This is a genomic window from Sulfitobacter albidus (assembly GCF_018200035.1).
Taxonomy (GTDB): domain Bacteria; phylum Pseudomonadota; class Alphaproteobacteria; order Rhodobacterales; family Rhodobacteraceae; genus Sulfitobacter; species Sulfitobacter albidus.
In genome coordinates this window covers 70,692-87,586 of sequence record NZ_CP073583.1, presented here as the reverse complement: position 1 = coordinate 87,586, position 16,895 = coordinate 70,692, and the positions used below count along the sequence as shown (strand labels likewise).

Sequence of the window (16,895 nt, the reverse complement as noted above, 5' to 3'; positions counted from 1 at the left end):
GATCGCCTCTCCGCCAGCTCTTTCGCATGATCTTGCTCAGGTGCATGATCGCGGCCTTTGAGGCGGAGTAGCTGTAGGCGCCATCGCCCATTTCCCGCTCCCCCATGACCGAGCCTACGTTGACGACGCGCGCCGGGTCATCGACCGTGCCGACGCGCGCAGCATCGGCAGCAACTTTTGCGTCAGATCAAAGGCCCCGCGACGTTCACGCGCACACCTTGTCCCACGCCTCGAAGGGAAAATCTCCCATAGGCGCACCCCAGGTGACGCCCGCGTTGTTCATCAGGATGTCGAGCGTTTCGGTCCGCTCGTGCACGGCGGCCACCAGCGCATCGACGCCCTCCCTGGACCCGACATCACCGGCAAAGCCGATTGCCTTGCCCGAGGCCCCCAGTGCGTTCAGCTCTGCCGCGACGGCCTCGCAAGCCTCGCCCTTGCGCGACGCCATCAGGACCGTGGCGCCCGCGCGCACCAGTGCCTCGCACGCCATGCGCCCGATGCCTGTGGCCCCGCCGGTGACAAGGGCGGTCTTGCCCTCAAGCCCAAAGAGTGTGCCTAGATCCATCAAAAGCCCCTCGCCGCGGCGACCCGTTCGGCGTGATAGCTGTAATCACCCAGCCATTCCGCCGATACCCGCGCGCGTTTCATGTAAAAACCCATATCGTAAGCGTCGGTCATGCCGATGCCGCCGTGCATCTGCACGCCTTCCTGCACCGCCAGCGTGACCGTATCCGTCGCCCGCGCCTTGGCGAGCGAAACAGCCATCTCGGCGTTGTCCGGGTCCTCGTCCAGCATCCGGCCCGCGTTCAGAATGGCGCTCGCCGTGATCTCCGTCTCGCTCCACAGATGTGCGGCGCGGTGTTGCAGCGCCTGAAAGCGCCCGATCTCGATCCCGAATTGCTTACGCTCTTTGAGGTAGCCGACGGTCATGTCGAACGCCCCGGCGGCCACGCCCGTCATCTCGGCGGCCAGCGCCGCCTGCCCCGCGCGCAACGCAGGGCGCAGAACGTCCATGGCGTTGTCGACCGTGCCCAACACATCGTCGCCCGTGGCCTCGACATCCTCGAACGCGATGCGCGCGGCATCGCGGGCGTCGATCATGTTGCTTGCAACGCGGGTGATGCCATCGCGGTCGGCGGGAATGTCGAAGAGGGTCAGGCCCGCGTCCGTTTTGGCCAGCACCAGCAGCCGGTCGGCCAGGGCCCCATCGACGACAAAAGTCTTAGCCCCCGTCAGGCGGAAACCGTTGCCGTCGGCCGTCGCCTGCATCTGCGTGGCGTCGGGATCGTGCTTGATCCCCTCGTCCACCGCCAGCGCATAGGTCACGTCGCCGCTGGCGATCTTGCGCAGTGCCTCCGTGGCGCGGGCGTCACTCACCTGCCGTAGCGCGGTCGCCGCCATCACGGCGGTCGAGAGATAGGCGAGACCACCAGCGTCTTGCCCAGCTCCCGCGCGATCACGTTGGCCGCCGCGTGCCCCATGTCTGAGCCGCCGGCCTCTTCGGGCACCAGCACCCCAGCCCAACCCATTTCGGCCATGTCTTTCCACAGCTTCGCGTCATGGGTCTCCCCCGCATCCCGCATCTTGCGGAATTTCGATACGGGGGCGGCGCCGTCCAGAAACCCGCGCGCCATATCGGCGAGCATCGTTTCCTCTTCACTCATCACCAGCTTGCTCATGCGGGCAGCCCCAGCACGCGGCGCGAGATGATGGACAGCATGACTTCCGACGTACCCCCTCGATCGAGTTCGCCTTGGTCCGCAGCCAGTCGCCCGCGCGGTTGCCCAGCGGTCCGTCCCATTCCAGCGCGTCGGAGCCTCCGGCGGTCATCATCAGCTCGTGGCGTTGCTTGTTCAGCTCGGTGCCTGCGTATTTCAGCATGGCCGAGGCATCACCGGCCCCTGCCCGGCTTCGGCCTGATCCTTGTAACGCTCCAGCGTCAGACCAATCGCCAAACTGTCGATCTCGCAGCGCATCGCATCGGCGCGCAGCGTCGCATCCAGCCCGTCCATCGTTTCCGACAATACCGCCCCAGTGCACGGCCCGTCCCGGCCAGACCACCGGCCCCGCCCGAGATCATCTCCCGCTCGTGGGTCAGCAGATATTTCGCCACGTCCCAGCCGCGGTTTTCCTCGCCCACGATCCGGTGTTTGGGCACCTGCACGTCGGTGAAAAACGTCTCGCAAAAGGGCGAAATGCCAGAGATCATCTTGATCGGGCGCGTCTCGACGCCCGGATCGTCCATGTCGATCAGCAGGAAGGAAATCCCCTTGTGCTTGGGCGCTTCGCGGTCGGTGCGCACCAGCGCAAAGATCTGATCGGCCTTGTCGGCGTAGGAGGTCCAGATCTTCTGCCCGTTGACCAGCCAATGATCGCCCTTGTCCTCGCCGCGCGTCTGTACGTTCGCCAGATCGGAGCCTGCGTTCGGCTCTGAATACCCCTGACACCAGCGCACCTCTCCGCGCGCGATGGGCGGCAGATATTCCAGCTTTTGCGCGTGGGAGCCGAAGTGCAACAGGGCGGGCCCCAGCATCCAGATGCCAAAGCTTTGCAGCGGCACGCGCGCGTTGATGCGCGCCATCTCATCGGAAAAGATCTTTTCCTCGTCCCGGCTCAGCCCCGCACCGCCGTATTCCACCGGCCACGTCGGCACGGTGTATCCCTTGGCCGCCGCGCGCTCCAGCCAGAGGCGCTGCGCGTCGCTGGAGAACGTCCAGTTACGCCCGCCCCAGCAGATCGCGTCCTCGGTCATGCCGCCGTCGCGCATCTCTTCGGGGCAGTTCGCCTCGAGCCAATCGCGCAGCTCGGCGCGGAATTCTTCCGGTGTCAGGCCAGTACCCATCGATGATCCTCCCATGTGTGGATGCGCGGCCTCTTTCGGGCGCGGCGCAGGTGCGCCCGATTGCGGGCGACCATTCCGCTGTGCAGAATGTCATTCTGAAATTCGATTGACAAGCGCCAGTTGTCTCGCCCCAATGGCCGCCACTCAAGGAGGAATTGATCCCATGAAAGCCATGCTCAGCGTCGAACCCGGCGGACCCGACAGCCTGCAACTGACCGAGGTCGACCTGCCAGAACCCAAGAAAAAGCACGTGCAGATCCGGGTGCACGCGGCGGGGCTGAACTTCCCCGATACGCTGATTATCAAGGACATGTACCAGATGAAGCCGCCGCGCCCCTTCGCGCCGGGCGGTGAGATCGCGGGCGAAATCGCGGCTATCGGCGAGGGGGTCGAGGGGCTGTCGGTCGGCGACCGCGTGCTGGCGATGACGGGTTTCGGCGGCTTTGCCACGCACCTCAATGTCGAGGCGGCGCGGGTGATGAAGATCCCCGACGCAATGCCTTATGACGAAGCGTCATGTCTGGTGCTGACCTACGGCACCTCGCATCACGCGCTGAAAAACCGCGCCGAGATCCAGCCCGGCGAATCGCTGCTGATCCTTGGGGCGGCGGGCGGCGTGGGCGCCGCCGCGATCGAGCTGGGAAAGGCCGCAGGCGCGCGCGTCATCGCTGCCGTCAGCTCGGAGGAAAAAGCGCAGTTCTGCCGCGATCTGGGCGCGGATGAAACGCTGATCTACACCCGCGACATGGACGACCGCGCCGCGCAAAAAGCGTTCTCCGCCCAGATCAAGGAACTGGCGGGCGGCGAGGGCGTCGATGTCGTCTACGATGCGGTCGGCGGCGCCTATGCTGAGCCTGCGGTGCGCGCGCTGGCGTGGAAAGGCCGATACCTCGTCGTCGGTTTCCCGGCGGGGATTCCGTCGATCCCGCTGAACCTGACGCTGCTCAAGGGCTGTCAGATCGTCGGTGTGTTCTGGGGCGCGCATACCCTGCGCGAGCCCGACATGCATGCCGAGAACATGGCCGATCTGTTCCGCATGTACGCCGACGGCCAGATCAAACCGCGCATTTCCGCCCGCTTCCCGCTGGAGGAAGCGGCGGAGGCGCTGAAGCTGATGGAGGACCGCAAGGTGCTGGGCAAAGTCGTGCTGGATGTGGGCTGAGCCTACACTACTGAGGGCAGTCCCCGGCAGCGGGGGTGGGGGTGAAGCCCCCGCCCATGGGGGGCGATCGGGGGTTGCCCGGCGTGCCGCCGGGCGCACCAGACCTGAAATGCTCCGCCTAACCTGCCAGATGCCCCACATCGTTGAACCCCCGCGCGATCATCCGCTCGCCGTCGATCACCAGGCGGCTGATCGACCCGTTGGCCGCCCCGGCAAAGGACAGTGGCCGTGCGCCGGTGGCCACGCACATCGCCGCGTCGACGACGCCGCCGTGCACCACAACCGCCACCAGCCGGTCGGGATGCGCCCCCGCCACGCGCATGAGCCCGCGCCGCACGCGCGTCTGCAACTGCGCCGTGGTCTCGGCGCCGGGGATGTGGCCCCACTCGCCCTCGGCGCGGGCACGCAGGAATGCGGGATCGTTCTCGGCGGCGCGGAAGCGGTATTCACCGCCGTCCCAGTCCCCCAGATGCACCTCGTGCAAATCAGGATCAACCGTCGGCGCAAGATTCAGACGCTCTGCCAGCGGGGCCGCCGTCTGATGGGTGCGCCGCATCTTCGTCACCACGATGGCCGCGATGGGCCAGCCACCCAGATGCGCCGCCACCTCCCGCGCCTGCGCCTCGCCCTCCGGGCGCAGCGCCGGGTCGCCCTGCCCGTCGACCATGGCAAAGCTCTGGCCGCGCACGGCCGCCTGCGTCTCTCCGTGCCGGATGAGCAGCATGTCGCAGGCGCCGGGCGGCGGGCTGAACCGGTGCTGACGGGCTTTTTCACTCATCTCACTCTCCCTCTTTCCGACAGACCCTACGCATAAGGATACCCCAATGACAAACCGCCAGATCACCGTCGCGGAGCTGCCCAAGGGCCAGCTAAAGCCCGACAACTTCACGTTGACCGAAACCGACATGCCCAGCCCCGGCGCGGGGGAGGTGCTGCTGCGCGTCATCCTGATGAGCATCGATGCGGCCAACCGTTCGTGGCTGCAGGGGGCCACCTACCGCGCGGCGGTCAAACAGGGCGACGCGATGCCCACCTACGCCATCTGCGAAGTGGTCGAGAGCAATGCGCCAAAGCTCGCCCCCGGTGACATTGTCGCGGCAGAGGCGACATGGTCCGACTACATCGTGGCCCCGGCCACCGGGTGCAGAAAATGCCCCCCGTCCCAAAGCTCAGCCATTTAATGAGCGTCTACGGCGTCGCGGGCAAAACCGCCTACCACGGCCTGATGTCCATCGGGCAGCCGCAACCGGGCGAGACGGTGCTGGTCTCTGCCGCCGCCGGTTCCGTTGGCGGCTACGTTGGCCAGATCGCCAAGGCGCTGGGGTGCCGCGTGGTGGGCATCGCGGGCGGCCCGAGAAATGCGACTGGGTCATGGATCAATTCGGGTTTGATGCCTGCATCGACTACCGCGCCGAGGGATTGTTCAAGGCGATCCGCGCGGCCTGCCCCGATGGCGTGGACGTGTATTTCGACAACGTCGGCGGCGAGATCCTCGAAACCGCGCTGAACCTGATGAACGAGCGGGGGCGCGTCGTCTGCTGTGGCGCGATCAGCCAGTACGAATCCACCGCCCCCACCGGCCCGCGCAACCTGCCCGGCGCGATTGTCGTGAAACGTCTGCGCATGGAGGGCTTTATCGTCACCGATTTTGCGGGCGACGCCGATGCCAAGGCGATCCGCGCCTTGCAAAGCCTGATCGACGCGGGCCACATCAAAGTGACCGAGGATATCGTCGAGGGGTTGGAGAACGCCCCCGCCGCGCTCATTGGATTGCTCAACGGTGACAACAAGGGCAAGCGCATGGTGCGCGTATCGGCGGACCCGTCGTGAGCGCGCTGCAGGCCGCGCTGGAAGACGCGCAAACCAGGATCGACACCGAAGTCGGCGTGTCGAACTGGATTCTGGTCGATCAGCCGATGATCGACCAATTCGCCACCGTCACCCACGACGAGCAATGGATTCACATCGACCCGGACCGCGCCGCCGCCGAAACCCCCTTTGGCGGGACCATTGCGCACGGGTTCCTGACGCTGTCGCTCGCCAGCCGCTTTGCCTACGACTGCTTTGCGATGCTGCCGGGGCAGACCATGGGCATCAACTACGGCATGAACAAGCTGCGGTTTCTCAAGCCCGTGGTCGCCGGTTCGCGCCTGCGCGGGCGCTTCACGCTCAAACGCGTCAGCGCCAAAAGCGCCACGCAGCTCTTGCGCGAAAATCGCCTGACCATCGAGATCGAGGGGGAAGAGACGCCCGCCCTGATCGCCGATTGGCTGGGCCTTGCCGTGTTCGAGGATTAGGGCGAGAGGGTGATCACGACCACGCCCACGTCCGCCCCGGAGGGCGCGGGCGTGACCGCCCATTGACTACCCACGATCTGCACCGTGCACAGGCCCGCGTCGGTATCGACGTGGCCCTTCGCGCGGATAACTTCGGTTCTTTCGGCCAAGTCGCGGGCATAGGCCCGTGCGTCGATGCGCCCGGCGGGGCGGTCGGTACGGCGGGTCAACCCCGTGGCATCCCCATGTGCCTGATCGCTGCGGGCGGGCATCGGCGCTTTCGGCGACAGGATCAGCTCAATCGGCACCGCGCCTTGTGCAGCCTGTATCAGCATGGCACGCCCGGCGTGCTCCGTCACCAGTGAAGCAACGGCGGCGGCGCGCTGACTGGTGACCAGATCCCCCTTGCTGACGACGACCAGATCGGCAGCCCGCAGCTGCCGCACGACCGTGTCTCCGATATATTCATTGGCGAGCTGTTCATCGATCTGCTGCGCGTCGGCCAGTACCACGACGCCCGAAGGTTTGATCCCCTGCACCAGCGTCAGGCTCGACGCGATGGCACCGGGAAGGGCGACGCCGCTCGCCTCCAGCACCACATGATCCGGCGCGGGATCTAGTGTCGCTATCCGCGCAAGCGCCGCCATCAGATCGTCACCGTAGCTGCAACAGACACAGCCCCCCGCAAGCGCGATCAGGTCATCCCCTTCCGCCTCGATCAGATCGGCGTCGATCGGCAGATCCCCGAATTCATTGACCATCACGGCGATGCGACGCCCGTCCGCCTGCCGCAACAGGGCGTTGACGAGCGTGGTCTTGCCCGCCCCCAGATAGCCCGACAGGATCGTGACCGGCAGGCTCACAGATCAGCAACCGGGAAGATACGCCCGTCCTGCACCGTCCCCCAGACGCGCACATCGCGCAGGTTTTCGCCGCCGATGGTTTCGGGATCATCCTCGAGCACGGCAAAATCAGCGCGCTTGCCCGCCTCAATGCTGCCGACCTCTTGGTCGAGGTGCAGAGTATAGGCGGCGCCCAGTGTGATCGCGTGCAGCGCCTCCGGCACGCCGATCTTTTCTGCTTCGCCAAGCGTCCGGCCCGTTGCCGTCAGCCGGTTGACGGCACACCACCCGGTAAAAAACGGTCCCAACGGTGTGACCGGCGCATCCGAGTGGATCGTCATGCGCACGCCCTGGCGCAGCGCGGTGGCGCAGGCATTCATCCGCTCGGCCCGCTCTGGCCCCACGGTCAGCGCATAGTGCTGATCGCCCCAGTAGAAGTGGTGATTGGCAAAGAGGTTCACGCACATTCCCAGCTTGGCGATCTTGGCGAATTGCGCGGTATCGGCCAGCTGGCAGTGCTGCAGCGTATAGCGGTGATCGGGGCTGGGGTGCTTTTTCAGCGCTTCCGTCATCGTCTCGATCACCAGCTGCGTCGCCTGATCGCCGTTGGTGTGGGTATGGATGTGGATGCCCTTTTCGAGCCCCTTTTCCAGCACGTAACTCAAATGCTCGGGCGAGATGTACCACAGCCCGTTTGGCGCGCCGTTATAGTATCCCGGATCGCGCAGCCGCGCCGAAAAACCCTGGATCGAGCCATCGACGATCACCTTGATCTTGCCCAGACGCATGCGGTCCGTGCTTTGCGGGCCAAGTGATTCGGCGTGGGCGATCAGATCCTCGGGAGAGACACCGTGGTGGAAGCGCAGGCTGACGATGCGCGCGGGGTATTTTGCGTCGCTTGTGACCTTACCCATCATGTCGACCACATCCGGTGGCAGCTTGTTCGCCAGATCGGTGGCGGTTGTCACGCCCGCGCGCACGCACAGCTTGCCGAATTTCCACATCCCCGCCTCGTCGCAGGCCAGCATATCGCGGTCAAAGCCCACGTGCGGCGAGACAGGGGTCATCACGTCCGGCCCCTTCAGCTCACCCAGCGGCAGGCCATCGTCGCCCAGCGGCACGCCGTCGTGATTGACGCCCGGACGCAACAGCCCCGCCAGCTCCAGCGCCTTGGAATTGACGTTCATGATATGGCCCGAGGCGTGCATGATCCCGATGGGCCGCGTGGCGGACACCCGGTCCAGGTCGTGCCGCGTCACCCGCACACCGTCGGGGAAATAGATCGGATCGAGCGACCACGCGGGCATCGGTGTATCGGGGTCCGCGAGCGTCGCCTCAACCTCCTGCAGCCGCGCGATGACGGCCTCCAGATCCTTGCAGCCCGCGTTCATCTCGCCTTCGGGCGACATCCGGTCAAAAAAGCCGACGTAGGTATACGCCCAAAGCGATCCCTCCATCAGGTGGCTGTGCCCCTCGACAAGGCCGGGCATCAGCACCTTGTCGGCAAACCGCTCGTCGAGCGTGTAGTCCCCCCACCCCGCCAGATCCTCAAGGCTGCCGGTGCCAAGAATCCGCCCATCGCGCACGGCCACATGGGTGGTATGCGGGTGCATCGCGTTCATCGTGATGATCTTGGCGGCGGAATAGATGGTGATCATCGCGGGGATCCTTCTGGCTGGGCTTCGGATCAGGCTATGGAATTTGCATTGCCACACAAACTGGAATTAATTGGCAGTCTAACCACATTGTCTGGGGGAAGCGGATGAGCAACCTGACCATCAAGCAGCTGCGCTATGTCGAGGCGGCGGGACGCACCGGATCCATCGCCGCAGCGGCGCTGGATCTCAATATCTCGCAAAGCTCGATCACTGCGGCGATTGACGCGATGGAGGCTGGGCTGGGCTTTGATCTGTTCACCCGCGTGCCCGCAAAGGGGCTGATGATTACGCCCGCAGGTCAGCAAAGCCTGGCGTTGATCTCTGATTTTCTCGGCAACTTTCGTGAGTTCGAGACCGAGCTGGGCGCCGTTGGCGGCACCAGCACCGGCATCATCCGGCTCGCCTGTTTCGCCGCCGCCGCCGCGTCCTTCCTGCCGCAGGCCATCGCGGAGTTTCAGCGCATCCACCCCGGGATCCGTTTCGAGATGGTCGAGGGCAACATGGATACGGTCACCGAGTATCTGGAGGATGGCCGCGCCGATCTGGCCTTCTCCTACCGGGAAGTGATGCGCGAGGGCCAGACCTTTCAACCCTTGATAGAGTTGCCGCATTTCGCGCTTGTCTCGGAACAAAGCCCGCTTGCCGGTCGTCACAGCGTGACGCTCAAGGAACTCGCGGCGCGTCCGATGATCCGCCTCAACCTGCCGCGCAGCAGTGCCTATTACCCCGATCTTTTCCGCAAGGCGGGGCTGGAGGTGGAAACCGTGCATACCTCTACCTCGCTGGAAATGGTGCGCACGATGGTGGCGGCAGACCTTGGGTTTACGGTGCTGAATGCACAGCCACTGGCGTCAATCGACGGACGCGGTGGATTTCGCGCGGTGCCGATATCTGACATCCTGCCCGCCCGGGCGTTTGGCGTCGTCACGCAGTCCCGTGTACGCCAGCCGCGCGCGGTCGTTGACTTTCAGACCCACTGCAATGCCCTGCGCAATGCGGGACACTTTGAACGCATGGCAGTGCGCCCGGCGTAACGCGCCAGAGTTTCGCCGAAACTCTGTGCCCAAAATTTCCCCGAAATTTTGCCTCTGCCGTTTCCCCCAAGGAATAAAGTAATGCGGCGCAGAAAAACTGTTTTGTGTGGGGAAGGGGCGCGGCTAGCCTTTGTCTCAATAATCAAAACAGGGAGTCACAACATGACAAAGCACTTCAAGTCGCTGATGCTCGCCACCGCGCTTGGCACGGCATTCGCCTTCAGCGCGCAGGCCGAGGAGCCCGTGCGCGGCGGCACGCTGATCCACGCCATGGCGCAAACGCCGCGCCACCTGAACCCCGCCGTTCAATCCGGCATCGCCACCGGCGCGCCGGGTGCACAACTTTTTGCCGCGCCGCTGCGCTATGACGAGGACTGGACGCCGCAACCCTATCTGGCGGAATCCTGGGAATGGTCCGACGACGGCCTGTCGATGACGCTCAAGCTGGTCGAGGACGCGGTGTTCCACGACGGCGAGCCGATCAAATCCTCCGACGTGGCGTTTTCGGTCAAGACGATCCAGGAAAACCACCCGTTCAAGACGATGTTCGGCGTCGTCACCTCCGTCGATACGCCGGATGAACACACCGCGGTGCTGAACCTCAGCCAACCGCACCCCGCGCTGCTGCTCGCCATGTCGAGCCAGCTGATGCCCATTATCCCCGAGCACGTCTACGGCGACGGTCAGGATCCCAAGACCCACCCGCAAAACAGCGAGAATGTCGTCGGTTCCGGCCCGTTCAAACTGGTGGAATTCACCCGCGATCAGAACATCGTGCTTGAGCGCTTTGACGATTTCTTCATCGAGGGCCGTCCGTACCTCGACCGCATCGTCTACCGCATCATCAAGGACGCAAGCTCCCGCGCGATTGGTGCCGAGAACGGCGAGCTGCACATGCTGACCTTCGAGAACACCGTGCGCAACATCGCGCGGATGAAGGAGAACGAAAACCTGACCGTCACCGATGAAGGCTATGCCGCCATCGGTCCGATCAACTGGCTGGCGTTCAACACAGGATCCGACGGGCCGCTGGCGGATGTGAAGGTGCGTCAGGCCATCGCCTACGCCATCGACAAGGAGTTCATCCTCAAGGCGATCATGCAGGGACTGAGCCAGGAGGCCAAGACAGGGATCCACCCCGGCTCCCCGCTTTATGATGACACTGTCAACGCCTATGAGCTGGACCTCGACAAGGCGAACGCCCTGCTGGACGAGGCGGGGTACGAGCGCGGCAGTGACGGCACAAGATTCAGCCTGACCATCGACCACGGCAACCCAACGACCAAGCCGCAGGCGGAGTTCACCAAAGCATCGCTCAGCAAGGTCGGCATCGACGTCACCGTCAACAGCTTTGTCGATTTCCCGACCTGGGCGCAGAAGATCTCGAACCACAATTTTGATATGACGTGGGACACGGTGTTCAACTGGGGTGATCCGGTGATCGGGGTGCACCGCACCTATTCGTCGGACAACATCAAACCCGGCGTGATCTGGTCTAACACGCAGCAATATTCCAACCCGCGGGTGGATGAGCTGATGGATCAGGCGGGTCAGGAGATCGACCCCGACAAGCGCGCAGCACTCTACAAGGAGTTCCAGCAGATCCTGGCCGAAGACCTGCCGGTCTATTGGACCAACACCCTGCCCTACCACACGGTCTATTCCAACAAGGTCGGCAACGCCCCACTGGGCATCTGGGCGTCCTCGTCGCCCTACGATCTGGTGTACCTGAAAGAAGAATGATCTTTCCACAGGCCCGCCCCGGCACCGGGGCGGGCCATCCTCTTATCCCCGGATTTCCATGCCCTTTGTGATGACCCTCCTCCAGCGGCTCGCCTACGCCGCGCTATTGCTGGTTGCCGTTCTGGTGCTGAATTTCAGCATGATGAACCTCGCCCCCGGCGATGTGGCCGATACGATTGCCGCCTCGATGGGTGGCGCGGATGCCGAGCTGATGGCCCAGATTCGCGCTGAATACGGGCTTGATCAGCCCTTTCTGGTGCAGCTGGGCGCCTACATCACCCGCGTGCTCAGCTTTGATTTGGGGTATTCGTATTTCTACAACGCCCCCGTGACCGAGCTGATATTCGAGCGCCTGCCCGCAACCCTGCTGCTGGTCGTCACAGCACAGCTTCTGGCGCTGTTGATCGGGGTTCTGATGGGCGTCTATTCGGCGCGCAATCCCAACGGCATCACCAATTATTTCGTCACGCTTTTCGCACTGTTCGGTTACGCCGCGCCCGTATTCTGGACAGGGATCCTGCTGCTGATCGCGTTTTCGCTGAAAATCCCGCTGTTCCCCGTCGCGGGCATGTCGGATGTCACGGTCGAGGGCGGCTTTTTTGTCGAAGCGCTCGACATCGCACACCACATGGTTCTGCCGGTGATTACGCTCGGCTCGATCTTCCTTGCGCTTTACTCGCGGCTCAGCCGCGCCTCCATGCTCGAAGTGCTGGGCAGCGATTATGTGCGCACGGCCAAGGCCAAGGGTCTGACCCCGCGCGAAGTCACGCTCAAGCACGCGTTGAAAAACGCCCTGCCCCCGGTCGTCACGCTGGCGGGTCTGCAATTCTCTGCCGTGATCTCGGGTGCCGTGCTGGTGGAGACGGTGTTCAGCTGGCCGGGCCTTGGGCAGCTTGCGCTGACGTCTATCCTCGCGCGCGATACACCGACGATCCTCGGCATCCTTTTCTTCTCGGCCCTCGTGGTGATCGTTGGCAATCTGCTGACCGATCTGGTGCTGCGCTGGATCGATCCACGTGTGAGAGGGCGCGCATGATCCCGCCAACGCCAGACGCGCCCTTTACCGCGCCGGTCGAGGAGACGCCGCCCAAGGCGCGCTCCCCCTTTGCCGAAGCCTTCGAGATGTTTCGCCGCAACTACGCGGCGGTGGCTGGGCTCATCGTCTTGCTGTTCATCGTGGCCGTCGCGGTTTTTGGCCCGATGGTCTATCCCGGCGATCCCTTCGATATGGTATGGATCCCCTTCACCCCTCCGGGGGAGGAAGGGTATCTGATGGGCACCGACTATCTTGGCCGGGATCTGACCTCCCTGCTGATCCACGGCGCCAAGGTGTCGCTGACCATCGGGCTCTCGGCGGCGTTTGTCACCGTCACCATCGGCATCACCGTGGGCGCGCTGGCGGGGTTCTATCGCGGCTGGGTCGAAGAGGTGCTGATGCGCCTGACCGAGTTCTTTCAGGTACTGCCCACATTGTTGTTCTCGATGGTGATCGTGGCGCTGTTCGGCGCGTCGCTGCCGATGATCACGCTCGCCATCGGACTGGTCAGCTGGCCCGCCGTCGCCCGTATCACCCGCGCCGAATTCATGCGCATCCGCGAGCTGGAATATGTCACCGCCGCCCGCGCGGGCGGGGTGAAGAATGGCAAGCTGATCTTTGGCGTGATCCTGCCCAACGCGTTGCCGCCGATCATCGTGCAGGCCGCACTCATGGTCGGCTCCGCCATCCTGTTCGAGGCGGGGCTGTCGTTTCTCGGCCTCACCGATCCGAACGTCGCCAGCTGGGGGCAGATCATCGGGTCAAACCGCGAATATATCCTCGACGCCAGCTATACCGTCACCGTGCCGGGTGTCGCGATCTTTGTCACCGTGCTGTGCATTTCGCTCGTGGGTGACGGGCTGAACGACGCGCTGAACCCGAAGCTGAGGCAGCGATGAGCCCCTTGTTGAAAATCGAAAACCTGCGGATCGAGCTTGCCCTGCGCTCTGGCCCCGCCCCCGTCATCGACGATCTGTCGCTTGAATTGAACGCTGGCGAAACCCTTTCCTTCGTGGGCGAATCCGGTTGCGGGAAATCCATGACGGCGCTCGCAATCATGGGCCTGTTGCCCGAGCGGGTGGGCCGCATCGCCTCGGGGCGCATCCTCTTTGACGGGCGCGACATGGCGCAGATGAAGGATGCCGAGTTGCGCGCCATCCGCGGCAACGAAATCTCCATGATCTTTCAGGAGCCGATGACCTCGCTCAACCCCGTCTATACCGTGGGCGAACAGATCGCCGAAGTGCTGCGCCGCCACAAGGGGTTGGGCCCGCGTGATGCTTGGACCCGCGCGACCGAGCTGATGGACGCCGTGCGCATCCCCAACGCCAAGGCGCGCGTGGGCGACTACCCGCACCAGATGTCGGGCGGCCAGCGCCAGCGCGTGATGATCGCGATTGCGCTGGCCTGCTCCCCCAAGATCCTGATCGCGGATGAGCCTACGACCGCGCTCGACGTCACCGTGCAGGCGCAGATCTTTGATCTGCTGCGCGATCTGGGGCGCGAGACGGGAACGGCCATCATCCTCATCACCCACGACATGGGCGCCGTGGCCGAAATGGCCGACCGCATGGTGGTGATGTACGCCGGCCGCAAGGCCGAGGAGGGGCCGGTCGCCCCCGTGATCGACCACCCGCGCCACCCCTATACCAAAGGTCTGATTTCCTGCGTGCCGCACCTGCTGGCCAACCTCACCGAAGAGCGCCCGGACCTGACCGAAGTGCCCGGCATCGTGCCGTCGCTCGGCAGTTTTGTCGTCGATGCCTGCCTCTTTGCCTCGCGCTGTCCGTTGGCCGACGACAAATGCCGCAGCGCGCGCCCGCCAGAAGTCGCTTACGGCGATCAGATCAGCGCATGCTGGAAGGCGGATGCGGTATGAGCCTTCTGGACGTCAAAAACCTATCCGTCCGCTTCCCGATCAAGCGTCGCTGGGGGCGGTCGAGCTGGCTTTACGCCGTGGACGATGTCTCCTTCGAGGTAAAGCGTGGGGAGACGCTGGCCATCGTCGGGGAAAGTGGATCGGGCAAGACCACGGCGGCCCTTGGCGTCGCACGACTGGTGCCAAATTCTGGCGGGAGCGTCGATCTGGCCGGTGAGGATTTTCTGGGCCTTGAGGGCGAGGCGCTGCGCCGCGCGCGCGCCAAGGTGCAGGTAATTTTCCAGGATCCCTATTCCTCGCTCAACCCGCGCCTGCGCGCCGAAGCCATCGTGCGCGAACCGATGGACAGCATCGGCACCCTGCCCGCCTCGGAACGCCCCGCCCGCGTTGCGGAATTGTTTGAACAGGTCGGCCTGCGCCCCGAGCAGATGAAGCTGTTTCCGCACCAGTTCTCGGGCGGTCAGCGCCAGCGCATCGGCATCGCCCGCGCGCTCTCGACCAACCCCGAACTGATCATCTGTGATGAGGCCGTCAGCGCCCTCGACGTGGCCGTGCAGGCGCAGATCCTCAACCTGTTGCGCCGCCTGCAACGCGACCTTGGGCTGACCTATCTGTTCATCTCGCACGACCTCGGCGTGGTGCAGCACATGAGCGATCACATCGCGGTCATGTACATGGGTAAGATCGTGGAATATGCCGACCGCCTGTCGCTGTTCAACAACCCGCAACATCCTTATACAAAGGCGCTTCTGTCCGCCGTACCGTCCGTTGACCGCGCCCGCAAGGTCGAGCGGATGCTGATCCCCGGCGATCCGCCCGATCCGCTGAACCCGCCGCCCGGTTGTCGCTTTGCCTCCCGCTGCCCGTTGGTGTCGGACGCCTGCCGCGCCGCACAGCCGCCGCTGGATTCAGTGTCACCGGGTCACCGGGTGGCCTGCATCAAAGCTGACGGGCGTTGAAGGTAAACAGCTGCTGCCCTGCGATCCGGTAGCCATCGATCAGCGCGGCGGCATCCGGTCCCGTCAGCCAATCCTCAAGCCGCTGCGCAAGCGCGCGTTTCACATGCGGATGACGCGCTGCACTGCCGGGCAGGAAGCTGTATTGATTGAACAACGCCGGATCCCCGGCAAAAAGCAGCGCCATGCCGTCTTTTCGCTGGAAATTAAGCCAGCTCGCCCGATCCGAAAGCGTGTAGGCCCCCAGCCCCGATGCGGTGTTCAATGCGGCGCCCATTCCGGCGCCGACCGCCTTGTACCACGCGCCTTCGGGCGCGATGCCGGCAGTTTGCCACAGCGCCAGCTCCTTTTTATGGGTGCCACTGTCATCGCCGCGGCTGACAAAGGGGCTGCCTGCAATCCTGCGCAGCGCGTCGCTGGCGGACCCTGCCTCGCGCACGCCCGCCGGATCGGCGAGCGGACCGACAAAAACGAAATCATTGTACATGATCGGCCGCCGGTAAGGGGCAAACCCTTCGGCGACAAACGCCTCCTCGGCGGCGGGGCTATGCACGAGGATCGCGTCCACGTCCCCCGACCGCCCAAGCCTGAGTGCCTGCCCCGTTCCGACCACCAGCAGCTGCACCTCAATCCCGAGGGAGCTGTCAATTTCCGGCAGCAATACATCGGCCAGACCGGAATTGTTGAACGATGTCGTCACCGCCATGCGCAACACCTCCTGCGCGTGCGCGGCGCTCGACAGAAAAAGGGTCAACGCCAGTGTAAGAGCCTTCATGCGACGATATCCCCTTTCAGAAATGCCCGCGCCTCTGGCGACGCCGGCTGCGCGAAAAACGCGGGCGCGGGTGCGTGCTCATGCGCACGACCGTGCAGGACAAAAACAACCTCATCGGCCAGCCGCCGCGCCTGCCCCAGATCATGGGTCGCGAGCATCAACGCGGTGCCCCGCGCGCGCGCATCGCTCAGCAACGCTTCGATCTCGCGGGTGGCATGACCGTCCAGCGCGGCCGTTGGCTCATCCAGAAATATCAGCGCGGGATCCGTAATCAAAGCGCGCGCAAGGGCGAGTTTCTGCTGCTCCCCCCCTGACAGGCTCAGCGCACTGCGCCCCAGCATCGGTGCGAGCCCGACCCGTTCGGCCCAATCGCGTGCTTTTCTCGTGGCCTCAGGATCGCCGATGATGTGCAAGGGATAGCTGAGATTTTCCAGAACGGAGCGCCGCAGCAGGATTGGCCGTTGAAACACAAAAGCCTGTGCCGCGCGCGCGGTGCGGGCGTCACAGGTCCAGTCGATCCTGCCCTCGCCCAACCGTGCCAAGCCGTGCAGCACCCGCAGCAGCGTCGTCTTTCCCGAGCCGTTGGGACCCATCACCACTGTCGTCTGCGGTTTGGCGATCGTCAGATCGAGTGGTCCCAGCAGGGCCTTGCCGCGCTTGCGAACCGTGACACCGGTTGCTGTCATCGGAAA

At 64.4% G+C, this 16,895-nt stretch carries 18 protein-coding genes and 1 pseudogene; 10 read left to right on the top strand and 9 right to left on the bottom strand.

Translation table 11 applies throughout. The features are described 5' to 3' along the window. Positions 1–205 precede the first annotated feature (205 nt). The 4 genes and pseudogenes from KDD17_RS18990 to KDD17_RS18040 form a co-directional block, all read right to left on the bottom strand. Positions 206–565, bottom strand: coding sequence for an SDR family NAD(P)-dependent oxidoreductase (locus KDD17_RS18990; RefSeq protein ID WP_254797001.1), 360 nt, complete (start codon positions 563–565; stop codon positions 206–208). After that, positions 565–1,646, bottom strand: a pseudogene (locus tag KDD17_RS18045) (acyl-CoA dehydrogenase family protein). Before KDD17_RS18045 ends, KDD17_RS18990 begins: the two are co-directional and overlap by 1 nt. 10 nt (positions 1,647–1,656) lie before the next feature. Beyond that, a complete protein-coding gene (locus tag KDD17_RS19305; protein WP_431358165.1) occupies positions 1,657–1,881 on the bottom strand; it encodes a hypothetical protein in 225 nt (74 codons plus the stop codon). 58 nt (positions 1,882–1,939) lie between these two features. Next, positions 1,940–2,842, bottom strand: a complete 903-nt coding sequence (locus KDD17_RS18040; protein WP_431358164.1) for an acyl-CoA dehydrogenase family protein — start codon at positions 2,840–2,842, stop codon at positions 1,940–1,942. 163 nt (positions 2,843–3,005) lie between these two features. On the opposite strand from KDD17_RS18040, the gene KDD17_RS18035 reads away from it, so the two are divergent. Continuing rightward, the gene (locus tag KDD17_RS18035; RefSeq protein ID WP_212706468.1) at positions 3,006–4,004 is read left to right on the top strand and encodes an NADPH:quinone oxidoreductase family protein; all 999 of its coding nucleotides are present in this window, start codon (positions 3,006–3,008) and stop codon (positions 4,002–4,004) included. Between the two features lie 118 nt (positions 4,005–4,122). Here KDD17_RS18035 and KDD17_RS18030 read toward each other — a convergent pair whose 3' ends face one another. After that, positions 4,123–4,782 carry a histidine phosphatase family protein gene (locus KDD17_RS18030; protein WP_212706467.1) on the bottom strand — a complete coding sequence of 220 codons (660 nt, stop codon included), beginning with the start codon at positions 4,780–4,782 and terminating at the stop codon, positions 4,123–4,125. Positions 4,783–4,828: 46 nt separating this feature from the next. Here KDD17_RS18030 and KDD17_RS18985 point away from each other — a divergent pair, with 46 nt between their 5' ends. The 3 genes from KDD17_RS18985 to KDD17_RS18020 all read left to right on the top strand — a co-directional run bounded on the left by KDD17_RS18985 (position 4,829) and on the right by KDD17_RS18020 (position 6,301). Further along, positions 4,829–5,185 (top strand): MDR/zinc-dependent alcohol dehydrogenase-like family protein, encoded by a 357-nt coding sequence (locus KDD17_RS18985; RefSeq protein WP_254797000.1) that lies wholly within the window; start codon positions 4,829–4,831, stop codon positions 5,183–5,185. Between the two features lie 190 nt (positions 5,186–5,375). Further along, positions 5,376–5,834: an MDR family NADP-dependent oxidoreductase gene (locus KDD17_RS18980; RefSeq protein WP_254796999.1), complete on the top strand. Its 459-nt coding sequence runs from the start codon at positions 5,376–5,378 to the stop codon at positions 5,832–5,834. After that, positions 5,831–6,301 (top strand): MaoC family dehydratase, encoded by a 471-nt coding sequence (locus KDD17_RS18020; protein ID WP_212706466.1) that lies wholly within the window; start codon positions 5,831–5,833, stop codon positions 6,299–6,301. The genes KDD17_RS18980 and KDD17_RS18020 overlap by 4 nt, the downstream gene beginning before the upstream one ends. On the opposite strand, the gene KDD17_RS18015 is transcribed toward KDD17_RS18020, so the two are convergent. Together KDD17_RS18015 and KDD17_RS18010 are read right to left on the bottom strand one after the other, a co-directional pair. Continuing rightward, positions 6,298–7,143 carry a CobW family GTP-binding protein gene (locus KDD17_RS18015; protein ID WP_212706465.1) on the bottom strand — a complete coding sequence of 282 codons (846 nt, stop codon included), beginning with the start codon at positions 7,141–7,143 and terminating at the stop codon, positions 6,298–6,300. The two genes, KDD17_RS18020 and KDD17_RS18015, sit on opposite strands and share 4 nt — an antisense overlap. Next, a complete protein-coding gene (locus KDD17_RS18010; protein WP_212706464.1) occupies positions 7,140–8,780 on the bottom strand; it encodes an amidohydrolase in 1,641 nt (546 codons plus the stop codon). Before KDD17_RS18010 ends, KDD17_RS18015 begins: the two co-directional genes overlap by 4 nt. Before the next feature lie 104 nt (positions 8,781–8,884). Between KDD17_RS18010 and KDD17_RS18005 the strand changes: the two genes are divergently transcribed. The 6 genes from KDD17_RS18005 to KDD17_RS17980 all read left to right on the top strand — a co-directional run bounded on the left by KDD17_RS18005 (position 8,885) and on the right by KDD17_RS17980 (position 15,431). Then, a complete protein-coding gene (locus tag KDD17_RS18005; RefSeq protein ID WP_212706463.1) occupies positions 8,885–9,814 on the top strand; it encodes a LysR family transcriptional regulator in 930 nt (309 codons plus the stop codon). A gap of 162 nt (positions 9,815–9,976) precedes the next feature. Next, positions 9,977–11,557, top strand: coding sequence for an ABC transporter substrate-binding protein (locus tag KDD17_RS18000; protein WP_212706462.1), 1,581 nt, complete (start codon positions 9,977–9,979; stop codon positions 11,555–11,557). 70 nt (positions 11,558–11,627) lie between these two features. Continuing rightward, entirely contained in the window at positions 11,628–12,593 is a 966-nt protein-coding gene (locus tag KDD17_RS17995) for an ABC transporter permease (protein ID WP_254796998.1), read from the top strand. After that, positions 12,590–13,492 carry an ABC transporter permease gene (locus KDD17_RS17990; RefSeq protein ID WP_212706460.1) on the top strand — a complete coding sequence of 301 codons (903 nt, stop codon included), beginning with the start codon at positions 12,590–12,592 and terminating at the stop codon, positions 13,490–13,492. Before KDD17_RS17995 ends, KDD17_RS17990 begins: the two co-directional genes overlap by 4 nt. Before the next feature lie 8 nt (positions 13,493–13,500). Beyond that, complete coding sequence (locus KDD17_RS17985) at positions 13,501–14,472, top strand: ABC transporter ATP-binding protein (RefSeq protein WP_254796997.1); 972 nt, start codon at positions 13,501–13,503, stop codon at positions 14,470–14,472. Beyond that, positions 14,469–15,431 (top strand): ABC transporter ATP-binding protein, encoded by a 963-nt coding sequence (locus KDD17_RS17980; RefSeq protein ID WP_212706458.1) that lies wholly within the window; start codon positions 14,469–14,471, stop codon positions 15,429–15,431. The genes KDD17_RS17985 and KDD17_RS17980 overlap by 4 nt, the downstream gene beginning before the upstream one ends. On the opposite strand, the gene KDD17_RS17975 is transcribed toward KDD17_RS17980, so the two are convergent. Together KDD17_RS17975 and KDD17_RS17970 are read right to left on the bottom strand one after the other, a co-directional pair. After that, complete coding sequence (locus tag KDD17_RS17975; protein WP_212706457.1) at positions 15,412–16,203, bottom strand: ABC transporter substrate-binding protein; 792 nt, start codon at positions 16,201–16,203, stop codon at positions 15,412–15,414. The two genes, KDD17_RS17980 and KDD17_RS17975, sit on opposite strands and share 20 nt — an antisense overlap. Then, complete coding sequence (locus KDD17_RS17970) at positions 16,200–16,889, bottom strand: ATP-binding cassette domain-containing protein (protein ID WP_212706456.1); 690 nt, start codon at positions 16,887–16,889, stop codon at positions 16,200–16,202. Before KDD17_RS17970 ends, KDD17_RS17975 begins: the two co-directional genes overlap by 4 nt. Positions 16,890–16,895: the final 6 nt, after the last annotated feature.

What these genes read in the sequence shown, in the direction of transcription:
- KDD17_RS18990 (WP_254797001.1), bottom strand. Translation starts at nt 565, where the DNA reads ATGGATCTAGGCACACTCTTTGGGCTTGAGGGCAAGACCGCCCTTGTC.
- KDD17_RS19305 (WP_431358165.1), bottom strand. Translation starts at nt 1,881, where the DNA reads ATGCTGAAATACGCAGGCACCGAGCTGAACAAGCAACGCCACGAGCTG.
- KDD17_RS18040 (WP_431358164.1), bottom strand. Translation starts at nt 2,842, where the DNA reads ATGGGTACTGGCCTGACACCGGAAGAATTCCGCGCCGAGCTGCGCGAT.
- KDD17_RS18035 (WP_212706468.1), top strand. Translation starts at nt 3,006, where the DNA reads ATGAAAGCCATGCTCAGCGTCGAACCCGGCGGACCCGACAGCCTGCAA.
- KDD17_RS18030 (WP_212706467.1), bottom strand. Translation starts at nt 4,782, where the DNA reads ATGAGTGAAAAAGCCCGTCAGCACCGGTTCAGCCCGCCGCCCGGCGCC.
- KDD17_RS18985 (WP_254797000.1), top strand. Translation starts at nt 4,829, where the DNA reads ATGACAAACCGCCAGATCACCGTCGCGGAGCTGCCCAAGGGCCAGCTA.
- KDD17_RS18980 (WP_254796999.1), top strand. Translation starts at nt 5,376, where the DNA reads ATGGATCAATTCGGGTTTGATGCCTGCATCGACTACCGCGCCGAGGGA.
- KDD17_RS18010 (WP_212706464.1), bottom strand. Translation starts at nt 8,780, where the DNA reads ATGATCACCATCTATTCCGCCGCCAAGATCATCACGATGAACGCGATG.
- KDD17_RS18005 (WP_212706463.1), top strand. Translation starts at nt 8,885, where the DNA reads ATGAGCAACCTGACCATCAAGCAGCTGCGCTATGTCGAGGCGGCGGGA.
- KDD17_RS18000 (WP_212706462.1), top strand. Translation starts at nt 9,977, where the DNA reads ATGACAAAGCACTTCAAGTCGCTGATGCTCGCCACCGCGCTTGGCACG.
- KDD17_RS17995 (WP_254796998.1), top strand. Translation starts at nt 11,628, where the DNA reads ATGACCCTCCTCCAGCGGCTCGCCTACGCCGCGCTATTGCTGGTTGCC.
- KDD17_RS17990 (WP_212706460.1), top strand. Translation starts at nt 12,590, where the DNA reads ATGATCCCGCCAACGCCAGACGCGCCCTTTACCGCGCCGGTCGAGGAG.
- KDD17_RS17980 (WP_212706458.1), top strand. Translation starts at nt 14,469, where the DNA reads ATGAGCCTTCTGGACGTCAAAAACCTATCCGTCCGCTTCCCGATCAAG.
- KDD17_RS17975 (WP_212706457.1), bottom strand. Translation starts at nt 16,203, where the DNA reads ATGAAGGCTCTTACACTGGCGTTGACCCTTTTTCTGTCGAGCGCCGCG.
- KDD17_RS17970 (WP_212706456.1), bottom strand. Translation starts at nt 16,889, where the DNA reads ATGACAGCAACCGGTGTCACGGTTCGCAAGCGCGGCAAGGCCCTGCTG.